12 protein-coding genes are annotated in these 12,676 nt (G+C 40.4%); 10 read left to right on the top strand and 2 right to left on the bottom strand.

Translation table 11 applies throughout. From position 1 onward, the window contains the following. The first annotated feature begins 154 nt into the window (after positions 1-154). From OD757_RS00830 to OD757_RS00815, 4 genes are all read left to right on the top strand, one after another. Positions 155-550, top strand: coding sequence for a DUF2007 domain-containing protein (locus OD757_RS00830; RefSeq protein WP_263030550.1), 396 nt, complete (start codon positions 155-157; stop codon positions 548-550). A 150-nt stretch (positions 551-700) separates the two neighbouring features. Further along, positions 701-1,051 carry a GFA family protein gene (locus OD757_RS00825; RefSeq protein ID WP_263030549.1) on the top strand — a complete coding sequence of 117 codons (351 nt, stop codon included), beginning with the start codon at positions 701-703 and terminating at the stop codon, positions 1,049-1,051. A 20-nt stretch (positions 1,052-1,071) separates the two neighbouring features. Further along, positions 1,072-1,635, top strand: coding sequence for a DUF4256 domain-containing protein (locus tag OD757_RS00820; protein ID WP_263030548.1), 564 nt, complete (start codon positions 1,072-1,074; stop codon positions 1,633-1,635). 136 nt (positions 1,636-1,771) lie between these two features. Further along, on the top strand, positions 1,772-2,935 hold the full coding sequence (locus OD757_RS00815; RefSeq protein ID WP_263030547.1) for an acyl-CoA dehydrogenase family protein: 1,164 nt from the start codon (positions 1,772-1,774) through the stop codon (positions 2,933-2,935). A 52-nt stretch (positions 2,936-2,987) separates the two neighbouring features. Here the strand turns inward: OD757_RS00815 and OD757_RS00810 are convergent, their stop codons facing one another. Beyond that, positions 2,988-3,485 carry a GNAT family N-acetyltransferase gene (locus OD757_RS00810; RefSeq protein ID WP_263030546.1) on the bottom strand — a complete coding sequence of 166 codons (498 nt, stop codon included), beginning with the start codon at positions 3,483-3,485 and terminating at the stop codon, positions 2,988-2,990. Further along, the gene (locus OD757_RS00805; protein ID WP_263030545.1) at positions 3,482-4,081 is read right to left on the bottom strand and encodes a TetR/AcrR family transcriptional regulator; all 600 of its coding nucleotides are present in this window, start codon (positions 4,079-4,081) and stop codon (positions 3,482-3,484) included. The genes OD757_RS00810 and OD757_RS00805 overlap by 4 nt, the downstream gene beginning before the upstream one ends. Positions 4,082-4,266: 185 nt before the next feature. Here OD757_RS00805 and OD757_RS00800 point away from each other — a divergent pair, with 185 nt between their 5' ends. The 6 genes from OD757_RS00800 to OD757_RS00775 are packed head-to-tail and all read left to right on the top strand — an operon-like array spanning position 4,267 to position 12,638. Beyond that, on the top strand, positions 4,267-6,072 hold the full coding sequence (locus OD757_RS00800; RefSeq protein ID WP_263030544.1) for an acyclic terpene utilization AtuA family protein: 1,806 nt from the start codon (positions 4,267-4,269) through the stop codon (positions 6,070-6,072). A gap of 20 nt (positions 6,073-6,092) precedes the next feature. Continuing rightward, the gene (locus tag OD757_RS00795) at positions 6,093-7,004 is read left to right on the top strand and encodes an SDR family oxidoreductase (protein WP_009388731.1); all 912 of its coding nucleotides are present in this window, start codon (positions 6,093-6,095) and stop codon (positions 7,002-7,004) included. Between the two features lie 10 nt (positions 7,005-7,014). Then, positions 7,015-8,628: an acyl-CoA carboxylase subunit beta gene (locus OD757_RS00790; RefSeq protein WP_263030543.1), complete on the top strand. Its 1,614-nt coding sequence runs from the start codon at positions 7,015-7,017 to the stop codon at positions 8,626-8,628. 41 nt (positions 8,629-8,669) lie between these two features. Beyond that, positions 8,670-9,827: an acyl-CoA dehydrogenase family protein gene (locus tag OD757_RS00785; RefSeq protein WP_263030542.1), complete on the top strand. Its 1,158-nt coding sequence runs from the start codon at positions 8,670-8,672 to the stop codon at positions 9,825-9,827. A 15-nt stretch (positions 9,828-9,842) separates the two neighbouring features. After that, positions 9,843-10,679, top strand: coding sequence for an enoyl-CoA hydratase/isomerase family protein (locus OD757_RS00780; RefSeq protein ID WP_263030541.1), 837 nt, complete (start codon positions 9,843-9,845; stop codon positions 10,677-10,679). Between the two features lie 18 nt (positions 10,680-10,697). Continuing rightward, positions 10,698-12,638: an acetyl/propionyl/methylcrotonyl-CoA carboxylase subunit alpha gene (locus OD757_RS00775; protein WP_263030540.1), complete on the top strand. Its 1,941-nt coding sequence runs from the start codon at positions 10,698-10,700 to the stop codon at positions 12,636-12,638. The last annotated feature ends 38 nt before the right edge of the window (positions 12,639-12,676 follow it).

Genomic DNA, 12,676 nt, shown 5'->3' with positions numbered 1-12,676 from the left:
GCCAGCTCATTATTCTAAACACCCTCAACTCAATAGTTGGGGGTGTTTTTTTATGAAAAAAATTAATCTGAAACGTAGGTAAGATTATAAATATAATTCAATTTATGATGAAATAGGATGATTCTAAACTTATTTGTAAAATTTAAAAACTACTATGCAATGGATCTTGGTTGAAACATTCTCATTTCCTTATGAGGCGCAAATTGCAAAAACTCAATTAGAGGCTTTTGGAATTCCTGCACGTATTGAAAATGAACATACTATTAATATGGATTGGTTTTATTCCAATGCTTTAGGTGGGGTTTGTCTATTAGTCCCACAAAACTATGTCGATGAAGCAAAGTCTCTTCTTGAAAAGGATTTTAGTAATGAACTGGAACAAGAGTTTGGAGAGAATAAAGAGTGCTGCCCTAATTGTGGAGCTCAAGATATAGAAGCTTATACACAAGGGAAAAAATCAGCTTTTCTAGCGTTCATGTTCTTAGGGGTACCTTTGTTCTCTTTTAAAAATGGTAATAGATGCAAACGGTGTCAATATTTTTGGAACTAATTGTAATGTACTAAAATATTATATTTATTCATCCTTTTAATTTATATGGTTATGTAATAAAGAAGCAATTAAACTCTACAAAGTGATAAAAAAATGAATTTTTAGAAAGGGTATTATAAAAGTTATAAAGAATTATAAAGGGAAAAGAATATGGAATATAAGGGAAGTTGTCATTGTGGCCAGATTAAATTTGTAGCGGAAGGCGAGCTGTCAGAGGTTTTATCTTGCAATTGTTCTATTTGTCAAAAGAAAGGTTCTTTACTTTGGTTCTTACCAAGTAAGCAAGTTAAGATTTCTTTAGAATCCCCCGAAATTTTAGCTAATTACACATTTAATAAACATGTGATTAATCACCAGTTTTGTAAAAATTGTGGTATTCATCCTTATGCTCAAGGTATAGATGCTGAAGGTAATTCAGTCTTTGCGATTAATGTTCGATGTATAGATGATATAGATTTAGAAAAATTAAAAATAAATCATTTTGATGGACGTTCTGTTTAGTACAGAAAAGGACTTATTTAATGGTAACTAAAAAGAGCTTATCTTCAAAGCAAATAGAAATATTACTTGAACTGTTAAAAAATAGGTTTGAAAAGAACATCCATCGTCATAAAGAGATAGATTGGTCCGATGTACAAGCAAAATTAATCTCATCTCCTGAAAAACTATGGTCGTTACAAGAAATGGAAAATACGGGAGGAGAGCCTGATGTAGTAGCAGATGATCAACGGAAAGATGAATATCTATTTGTAGATTGTTCTCCTGAGACACCAAAAGGCCGTAGAAGTCTTTGTTATGATCGTGAAGCTTTAGAGTCTAGAAAAGATCATCCGCCTAAAAATAGTGCAATTGATGTCGCTATAGAAATGGGAGTCGAGCTTCTAACAGAAGAACAATACCATCAATTACAAAAGTTAGGTGAGTTTGATCTGAAAACATCAAGTTGGCTTGCAACACCAGATGAGATTAGACAGTTAGATGGAGCAATTTTTGCTGACCGTCGGTATGGTCGGGTCTTTATTTATCATAATGGAGCACAATCTTATTATGCTGCTCGTGGATTTCGTTGCTGTTTAAGAGTATAGAATTTACAGTTTTATAAGAATTATTAGGTTTGATGTTTTATGCCAAGAAATTGGAGATTCTTGCAACTTTTGATTAATCATAAACATGACAAGATAGGTGCTGGAATTAAATAAAAACATCAGGGTATTTCTAAAAATGCAATCCAATCCAATTTACTATAATGAACAACATATTGCTTTTGCAGATAATGTTCGACGATTTGTACAAAAAGAAATGACGCCTTTTGTAAATGAATGGGATGAGGCCGAGACATTTCCAAGAGAACTATATAAGAAAGCTGCTGAGATTGGTTTATTAGGATTAGGATTTTCTGAAGAATATGGTGGCATTCCCGATGCTGATCCATTTTACTCATTGCTGGCTGGCGTCGAAATGGCAAAGGCTGGATCTGGTGGAGTACATATTTCATTAATGGTACACACTATTGGCGCTCCGCCAATTCAGCATTTTGGAAGTGAGGAATTAAAGGCTAAAGTTCTGCCGAGTATTATTTCTGGTGAAAAAATCTCTGCTTTGGCGATTACAGAACCAGGTGGTGGTTCAGATGTTGCTGCATTACAAACCAAAGCTGTTCGAGATGGTGATTATTATATTGTCTCAGGTGAAAAGACATTTATTACATCAGGGATTCGGGCAGATTATTATACGGTTGCGGTACGCACAGATCCTACTAAATCGGGTGCTGAGGGTATTTCAATGTTGTTAATTGATGCACACAGTGAAGGAATTACTAAAACACCTTTGAAGAAAATGGGATGGTGGGCATCTGACACAGCTCATTTGCATTTTGATCAAGTACGAGTTCCTGCATCAAATCTTCTTGGTAAAGAAAATGCTGGTTTCAAAGTCATTATGAATAACTTTAATATGGAGCGTTTTTTCTTAGGGGTAGTGGCTTATGGCTATGCCTTAGTGTGTTATGAAGAGGCTTTAGATTGGGCTCAGCAACGTAAAACTTTTGGTAAGCGATTAATTGACCATCAGGTAGTACGTCATAAATTGGTAGATATGGCAACGCAATTGACCTCAACACGGGCATTACTTGAAGAAACTGCTTGGAAAATGACTCAGCCAAAGCTACAGGGGCCAGAGCTTGTAGCACAAATTTCAATGTTGAAAAATGTGGCGACTCGCACTATGCAATTTTGTGCTGATGCAGCTGTGCAAACATTGGGGGGCATGGGTTTTATGCGTGGAACCAAGTCTGAACGTATTTACCGTGAAGTGAAGGTGAATATGATTGGTGGTGGAGCTGAAGAAATTATGAAAGATTTGATTAGTAAGCAGTTAGGTTATTAATTCTATTTATAAGGTGGCTTTTGAGCTGCCTTATCTCTTTTTGAGTCATTTATCATGAGGTTTCATTCCATAATTCATTTAAAATAGCCCACCGTTCATGATCTTTCCATTCTTTTCCCCCTATTCGAAGATAATGCCGAGAAAAACCTTCTTTAATTAACCCTGCATTTGCAACAAGCTGAATTGAAGCGGTGTTTTCAGGTTGTATGTTCGCTTCTAATCTATGTAATTTTAGTTTTTCGAAGGCTTCAATGAGTAATAACTTTAGACCTTGTTTCATATATCCACGACCTTGATAAGGATGAAATACTTCATATCCTAAATAGGCTGAATGAAAGTGGCCGCGAATAATATTCGAAATATTAAATGTTCCGACAATTGCATGGCTTTCGTTTAAACAAACAAAATAACGATGTTCCTGTTCTAAATATGTTTGAAAGTTAGTTGGTGGGTAAGTCCAAGGCTGATGTATTTGAATACTGTTTTTATATGCTTCTTTAATTTCAGCCAAGTCATTTATTTGAGGTTTACGCAAATAGACTGGACTCATTTCAAAGCCATCTCCCATACCATTTCGGTTAATTCATCAATTTTGACTTTGCCTTCAGATTTATACCAAGTCACAGTCCAAGAAATTGCACCACCAACTAATCGTCGCCAAATAAATGCATCATGTCTTATTTTGCCCTCTATGCGTAACTTTTCAATGACATCTAACCAAATTTGCTCATATTCATTACGCATTTTCAAAAGGTAATCTTGTTTTTCCCTTGATAGGGCAAACCACTCGTGAACTAGCACAGCCATTGAAGCACCAGTATCTCCAGTAATTGAAATAAGTTCTGCCTTAATGAGAGCACGTAACTGTTGTTCTGGATCGGTAGATTGGCTTGCAGCATCTTTCAAACAAGCAAGATTGTAAATAATAGTTTGTTCCATTACATGAGCGAGGATGTCATCTTTACTTTTGAAGTGATGGAATAAGCTTCCCGATTGAATTCCAATAAATTGAGCCAGTTCACGGACAGTAGTTTTGTCATAGCCTTGCTTATGAAATAGATAGGCAGCTCCCTGTAATAAACGCCCACGTGGGCTGTCATCAAAGCAAGGGATATTTGGAATCTGTTCAATTGAAGTAGCAATCATGCGAAAGCTGGATCCTTTATATAAAAATATTTAACGGAAAAGTTTGCCAAATTCCTCAATGTTTTAGCTGATTTGACGAGTTTGGCAGTTTTGGTCAATTCCACAATAACATTTTGCTCTTTACAAACCAAGCGCTTGCTTGGTAATGTTGAGTGTAATTTTTAAACAAAATAATGAGAAATAAAATGGCAAGTAATCAGCAGGTTGATGAACGTGTCGTAAAAATAGGTTGTGCCTCAGGATTTTGGGGTGATACCAATACTGCCGCTTTCCAATTAGTACATTTAACCGATATTAATTATTTGGTTTTTGATTATTTGTCCGAGATCACTATGTCGATTATGGCAAAAGCAAAGATGGTCGAGCCGAAACATGGTTATGCTTTGGATTTTGTTAGCCGAGTGATGGCACCTCTACTGAAAAAAATTGCAGAAAAAAAGATTAAAGTGATTAGTAATGCGGGTGGCGTTAATCCATTGGCTTGTCGTGATGCCTTGCAAAAAATAATTAAAGAATATGGTTTAGACCTAAAAGTTGCTGTGGTTTTAGGCGATGATCTTTTAGCAAAACAAGAACAGCTAAAACAACAAAATATTCAAGAAATGTTTAGTGGCGAGCCTTTGCCAGATCAGGTTGCAAGTAGTAATGCCTATTTGGGGGCTGTGGCCATTCGTAATGCCTTGAACTTGGGGGCTGATATTGTGATTACGGGCCGTGTAGTAGATTCGGCTGTGGTTCTGGCACCTTTGTTACACGAATTTCAATGGTCTCTTGATGACTATGACAAGTTAGCACAAGGTTCATTGGCTGGGCATGTGATTGAATGTGGTGCGCAATGTACAGGCGGTAATTTTACCGATTGGCGCTTGGTTCAGGACTTCGACAATATGGGGTTCCCTATAGTTGAAGTGAGTGAAGATGGCTCATTTGTGGTGACTAAACCAAAGGGGACAGGTGGTCTAGTTTCTACCGCCACGGTTGCAGAGCAAATCGTTTATGAAATTGGTAATCCCCAAGCGTATTTACTACCCGATGTAATTGCTGATTTTAGTCAGGTACATTTGGAGCAAGTCGGTGAGCATCGAGTCCGTGTGACGGGTGCAACAGGACGAGCACCGACAGCGCAATATAAAGTCAGTGCAACCTATCCTGATGGCTATCGGGTTTTAGTCAGTTTCCTCATTGCAGGTCGTGAGGCACCACAAAAAGCGCAAGTGATTGCTGATGCGATTTTGACTAAATGTGAGCGTGTTTTAGCAATGCGCTCGGTGCCACCTTTTAGTGAAAAGTCTATTGAGATTTTAGGTATTGAAAGTACTTATGGAGAACATGCCCAAGCATTAAATAGCCGTGAAGTTGTAGTCAAAATAGCCGTAAAACATATGTTTAAAGAAGCATGTATGTTCTTTGCATCTGAAATTGCACAGGCTTCAACTGGTATGGCTCCGGCCTTGGCCGGTATTGTTGGTGGACGACCTAAAGCATCTCCAGTCATTAAGTTATTTTCATTTTTAATTGATAAAAATCAGATCAATGTTGAGGTTGATTTTGATGGGCAGCGCTATCCAGTTGAGATTCTTCAAGGTTCTTCTACACAGCAATTAAATACTTTAACAGCAGGTGAAAGTGCAGCTTATAAGGGAGATGAAATTGAAGTTGCTTTGATTGAAATTGCACATGCTCGCAGTGGTGATAAAGGGAATCATAGCAATATCGGCGTGATTGCACGTAAAGCAGAATATTTACCGTGGATTCGTACAGCTCTGACTGAACAGGCTGTTGCAAGTTATATGCAACATGTTCTAGATGCTGAAAAAGGAAGAGTGATTCGTTATGAGTTGCCAGGTTTAAATGCTCTGAATTTTATGTTGGAAAATGCCTTGGGTGGTGGTGGTGTAGCAAGCTTACGTATTGACCCGCAAGGTAAAGCCTTTGCACAGCAGTTATTGGATATGCCTGTAAAAGTCCCGGCATATCTTCTAGAAAAATAAAATGAATGGATGAAATAAAGATGAGTTATCAATCAATTTTTAGACCTGATGCCTTTGCTAATAAAGTCATTATTGTGACGGGTGGTGGCTCAGGCATTGGTCGCTGTACTGCACATGAGCTTGCTGCATTAGGAGCTCAAGTGGTAATTACAGGGCGCAAAATTGAAAAATTAGAAAAAGTAAGCCAAGAAATTATAGAAGATGGTGGTCAGGTTCATTTCATTGTTTGTGATAACCGTGAAGAAGAACAAGTGAAAAACATGATTGCCGAAGTGATTGAGAAATTTGGCAGACTAGATGGTTTGGTGAATAACGCGGGTGGCCAGTTTCCATCAGCATTAGAAAATATTTCTGCAAACGGTTTTGATGCGGTAGTACGTAATAACCTGCATTCAACTTTCTATTTAATGCGTGAAGCGTATAACCAATGGATGGCAAAACACGGTGGCAGTATTGTCAACATGACTGCTGATATGTGGGGTGGCATGCCAGGGATGGGACATTCAGGTGCAGCACGCTCTGGGGTTGATAACTTAACCAAAACTGCATCGGTTGAATGGGGCAAATCCGGCGTTCGGGTAAATGCGGTGGCGCCGGGGTGGATCGTCTCATCCGGTATGGATAATTATAGCGGTGATTTTGCCAAAGTGATTATTCCAAGTCTTGCTGGCAATGTACCGTTAAAACGTATGGGAACTGAGTCGGAAGTGTCATCGGCAATTTGTTATTTATTATCTGATGCTGCGGCTTTTGTCTCTGGTGTAACCTTGCGTATTGATGGTGCCGCATCGCAAGGTACGCGTATGTATCCTTTAAGCGATGCGACAAATAGTGAGTCTTATAACGGTTTTCACCGTGCATTTATTCCTGAAATTTTTAAAAAAGATAAGACTGAAAAAGTCGAGCAAAGCAATAATTCAGGCTCGGAGTGAGGAATAAAAAATGACCATTCTTCAATCCGGAATTGCTGTTGGTAGTGAACAATATCAAAAGAATAAAGAGGCTTTACTTGCTCAGTTAAGTGAGGTCCGTGCAATTCAACAAAAAAGTATTGATAAATCGTATGCTGCCAAACCGAAGTTCGATAAAAAAGGTAAGATTTTGCCGCATGAGCGTGTCCGGTTATTGCTAGATGCCGATTCGCCTTTTATCGAGTTATGTGGCTTGGTTGGCTACAACATGCATGATGATAAAGATGGCTCGGAAGCTGGTGGTGGTGTGATTGCTGGCATTGGTTTTGTCAGTGGTGTGCGTTGTTTAGTCTCTGCAAGTAATAGTGCAATTAAGGGTGGAACCATGTCACCCATGGGTGTACAGAAAACTTTGCGCTTGCAAAAAATTGCTTTGGAACAAAAACTCCCGCTGATCACACTGACTGAAAGTGGTGGGGCTAACTTAAATTATGCTGCGGAAGTATTTACTTATGGCGGCATGACCTTTGCTAATCAGGCCCGTCTTTCTGCGGCAGGTATTCCGCAGCTTGCGGTGGTACATGGTAATGCGACGGCGGGCGGTGCATATCAACCAGGTCTTTCAGATTATGTCATTGTAGTACGCAAACAAACCGAAATGCTTCTTGCAGGTCCACCTTTACTTTTAGCTGCCACGGGCGAAGTGGCAACAGCTGAAGAGTTGGGTGGGGCAGAAATGCATGCTCAAGTTGCTGGAACAGCAGAATATTTGGCAGAAAATGATGCCGATGGTATTCGGCTTGCACGTGAAATTTTTGAACACCTGAACTGGAAAGAGCAAATCAAACCAGTTGAAACAACTTATAAAGAGCCTCGTTTCGATGCCGATGAGTTATTGGGTGTTATCCCTAATGATCCTAAGCAGCCATTTGACATGAAAGAGGTGGTTGCCCGAATTGTTGATGATTCGGATTTTCTTGAATTTAAACAAGAGTATGATGATTTAACGGTGTGTGGGTGGGCAAAAATTGGCGGGTTGCATATCGGTATTATTACCAATAATGGCCCGATTACCCCTCAAGGTGCAGCTAAAACAGCACAGTTTATTCACCTATGTGAACAGACGCAACGCCCATTATTGTTTTTGCATAATACTACAGGCTTCATGGTGGGAACTGATGCCGAGCAAAATGGCATTATCAAACATGGTTCAAAACTGATTCAGGCGGTTGCCAATTGTACTGTACCTAAAATCTCGATTGTGGTGGCGGGCTCATATGGCGCTGGTAACTACGCGATGTGTGGCCGAAGCTTATCGCCAGATTTTATTTTTGCGTGGCCGAATTCGCATGTAGCTGTAATGGGTGCTGCTCAGGCTGGAAAAGTCTTACGTATTGTGGCTGAAGGAAAGCAAAAAGCTTCTGGTCAGGAGCCTAATCCTCAAATGCTCGATTTTCTTGAGCAAAGCACTGCCATGAAACTGGAACAGCAGTCGACCGCACTTTTTAATACCGCCATGTTACATGACGACGGCATTATTGATCCGCGAGATACCCGAAAATTACTGATTTTCCTTTTACAAACTATTTATGAAGCACAGCAGCGAAAGTTGAGTTTGACTCGTTTTGGTGTAGCTCGCTTTTAACAACTTTTACCGCAATTAAAAAAATTAATAGGAAGAACACAATGAAATTTACTGCCGAACATGAAGCATTACGCCGTACAGCGCGTCAATTTGTTGAAAATGAGCTGAATCCGAATATTCCTGAATGGGAAGAAGTAGGGCAATTCCCAATCCATGAAGTATTTAAACAAATGGGTGTCCTTGGTTTATTAGGGATTTGCAAGCCTGAAGAAAATGGTGGTTTAGCTTTAGATTATTCTTATAACCTTGTGGTTGCTGAAGAAATCGGAAGAGCGACTTGTGGTGGGGTACCTTTAGCGATTGGTGTACAAACCGATATGGCAACCCCAGCGCTTGCACGTTTTGGTAGTAAAGAATTACGTGATGAGTTTTTAACACCAGCGATTGCTGGGGAATATGTCGCATCCATTGCTGTATCTGAAGTTCATGCAGGTTCTGATGTAGCAGCAATTAAAACTACGGCTAAAAAAGACGGCGATGATTATGTGATTAACGGCAGCAAAATGTGGATTACCAATTCACTGCAAGCCGACTTTTTCTGTCTTTTAGCAAACACTTCTGACGATAAACCGCATGTTAATAAATCAATGATTATTGTGCCGGCAAAAACCAAAGGTATTAGTTTCTCAGAACCGCTCAATAAATTAGGAATGCGTTCAACCACTACAGCGCAAGTTTATTTAGATAACGTGCGTGTGCCACAGCGTAATTTGGTGGGTGTCGAAGGCATGGGCTTTATGATGCAAATGATGCAATTTCAGGAAGAGCGTTTATGGGCATGTGCCAATGCGATTGGTGGTTTGGAAAATTTAATCCAAAAGACAATCGCCTATACCAAAGAGCGGACTACTTTTGGTCAGCCACTCATCAATAATCAATATATCCATTTCCGCTTTGCTGAACTCATGACTGAAGTGGAAGCACTCAAAGCATTAACTTATCAGGCGTGTGAACAGCACATTGCAGGTGAAGATGTGACCAAGCTGGCATCTATGGCAAAACTAAAGGCTGGCCGATTAAGCCGTGAAGTTGCTGATAGTTGTTTGCAATATTGGGGTGGTAATGGCTTTATGTGGGATAACCCTGCTTCTCAGTTGTATCGTGATGGCCGATTAGGGTCTATTGGCGGTGGGGCAGATGAGATTATGTTGGGAATTATCTGTAAGTTAATGGATATTCTGCCTAAAAAACAGAAATAAAATAAGGAATAAGCCATGACACTTTCGACATCTCTACACGCTTTAGATATTGATGACAGCATACAATTGGAACAGGATGGCAGTATTTTGTACCTCTGGTTAAATCGACCAGAGAGCCGCAATGCTATGAATTTGAATATGGTCAATGCCATTCAACAAGTCTTCGGCGCTATTCACGATGACCTTTCAATTCGTGCCGTCGTTATCCGTGGTGAAGGCGGAACCTTTTGTGCAGGTGGTGACATTAAAGACATGGCTGCTTTACGCGTTGAAGCGACCAAAGTCGGTAGTCTACAACCTTATGCTGACTTTAACCGCCGTTTTGGTGCCATGCTTGAACAAGTTGAAGCTGCACCACAGACTGTTGTAGTCATTTTAGAAGGTGCTGTTTTAGGTGGTGGTTTTGGTTTGGCATGTGTTTCCGATATTGCGATTAGTCGCGACAATGTTCAGTTTGGTTTGCCTGAAACTGGACTTGGCATTATTCCAGCTCAAATAGCTCCTTTTGTAGTAAAACGTATTGGTCTGACACAGGCTCGACGATTGGCTTTATTGGGTATGCGTTTTGAAGGCCATACGGCGCTCAGTGTTGGCGTGGTACATCAGATTGCACATAATGAAATCGAACTTGAACAAGCCTTACAAGAAACCATCCAGCACATTAAACGTGCTGCACCACAAGCCTCGCGTGTGACTAAAGCATTACTACATCGAACACTTAATGAACCTTTGAGTGAGTTGCTCGATGATGCTGCACAGCAGTTTGCTCAAGCGGTTGGTGGTGCTGAAGGACAAGAAGGAACAATGGCTTTTATCCAGAAACGTTTGCCGAATTGGGTCGATGAGTCATAAGAGATAAGGATAAAAATAATGAAATTTTCTAAAGTATTGGTGGCCAATCGTGGTGAAATTGCAGTTCGAGTCATACAAACAGCCAAAGCAATGGGCTATCAAACTGTAGCGGTCTATTCTGAGGCAGACCGTCATGCTCGCCATGTGCAAGAGGCCGATGAAGCCGTTTATATCGGAGCATCCAAAGTCTCTGAATCTTATCTTTCTATTGCTAAAATTATAGAAGCCTGTCAAAAAACGGGTGCTGATGCTGTACATCCCGGTTATGGCTTTTTGTCAGAAAATACCGATTTTGCTCAAGCTTGCCTCAACAACCAGATTACTTTTATTGGTCCGACAGCTTCGGCAATTGAGTTAATGGGTAGCAAACGCCTCTCAAAAATTGCCATGATTGAAGCAGGCGTACCTTGTGTGCCCGGTTATGAAGGCGATCGCCAAGACCTTGAATATTTAGCAGCACAAGCCGAGCAGATTGGTTTTCCAATCATGGTGAAAGCTTCTGCTGGCGGTGGTGGCCGTGGTATGCGTTTGGTACAGCAGTCATCCGAATTGGTTGAGGCCTTACAAACTGCACGTTCAGAAGCTGAAAATGCCTTTGGTTCGGGCGAGCTTATTTTAGAAAAAGCAGTCATTGCCCCACGCCATGTCGAGATTCAGATTTTTGGTGATACACATGGCAATTATATTTATTTGTTCGAGCGTGATTGCTCGATTCAACGCCGCCACCAAAAGGTCGTTGAAGAAGCACCTTGTCCGGTCATGACACCTGAACTGCGTCAGCAAATGGGAGAGGCAGCTGTTGCGGCTGCTAAAGCATGTGCTTATGTAGGAGCAGGAACTGTTGAGTTTTTACTTGATGCCTCTGGTGCATTTTATTTTTTAGAAATGAACACCCGTTTGCAAGTGGAGCACCCAGTCACTGAACTCATTACTGGATTAGACTTGGTTGAATGGCAGTTACGCGTCGCCAATGGCGAGCAATTGCCTTTGCAACAACATGAGTTGACCTTAAATGGACATGCAATCGAAGTGCGTCTGTATGCCGAAGACCCACGTCAAGATTTCCTACCTCAAACAGGACAAGTGTTACGCTGGAAGCCTGCAATATTGCCAAATGTACGAATCGATCACGGTATGTTGGCAACTGATGAAGTCAGCCCATTTTATGATCCGATGGTAGCCAAAGTGATCGCATATGGCAAAACTCGTGAAGATGCCATTCGTTTACTTGCTCGTGCTATAGATGATTGTGTGTTGCTAGGTGTGAATAGTAATAAACAGTTTTTGGTCAATTTATTACGCCATCCAGTCGTTATTTCTGGTGATACTAATACCGCATTTATTCAGCAGCATTTTCAAGATGACAAGAGCTTACATCATCAAGTTTTATCTTTAGAAACTTTGGCGATTGCAGCAGCATTATTTAGCCAAAGTAAAGGTAGCGTGGCATGGCAAACAGGGCTGGGTGTACCATTACCAATAAAACTGAAATCTGCCGATCAGCAAATCCAGTTACAGCTATTATCTGAAAATAACATGGTTACTGTGCAGCTCTGTGACCAGACCATTTGTATTGAAGTTATTGAAAAAACAGCCGAGCAAATGGTTTATGTGGTTGATGGGGTACGCCGTCGTGTTCAATATGTATTGGATGGTGATCAGCTTTATTTAGATCAAGATAATGGTAATGTTGCGATTCGCAATGTGACTTATGCTGCTCCAGAAACGGCTGATGTAGCTGGAGATGGTAAAATTCGTGCACCAATGGATGGTGCGGTAGTCAATATTTTGGTCAATAAAGGCGATCAAGTCGTGAAAGGGCAAACCTTATTGGTGCTTGAAGCTATGAAAATCCAGCAACAGATTAGATCTGATGTTGACGGTATGGTCGAAGATATTTTAGGACAGCAAGGACAGCAAGTAAAAAAACGGCAAATGTTATTTAGTATTTTGGTCTAATAAAAAATGCCACCTTTTATGGGTGGCATTTAGTTGTT

Source organism: Acinetobacter sp. AYS6 (assembly GCF_025630795.1).
Lineage (GTDB): Bacteria > Pseudomonadota > Gammaproteobacteria > Pseudomonadales > Moraxellaceae > Acinetobacter.
Note: the sequence above shows the minus strand (reverse complement) of the source record. Positions and strands in the feature narration are given on the sequence as shown.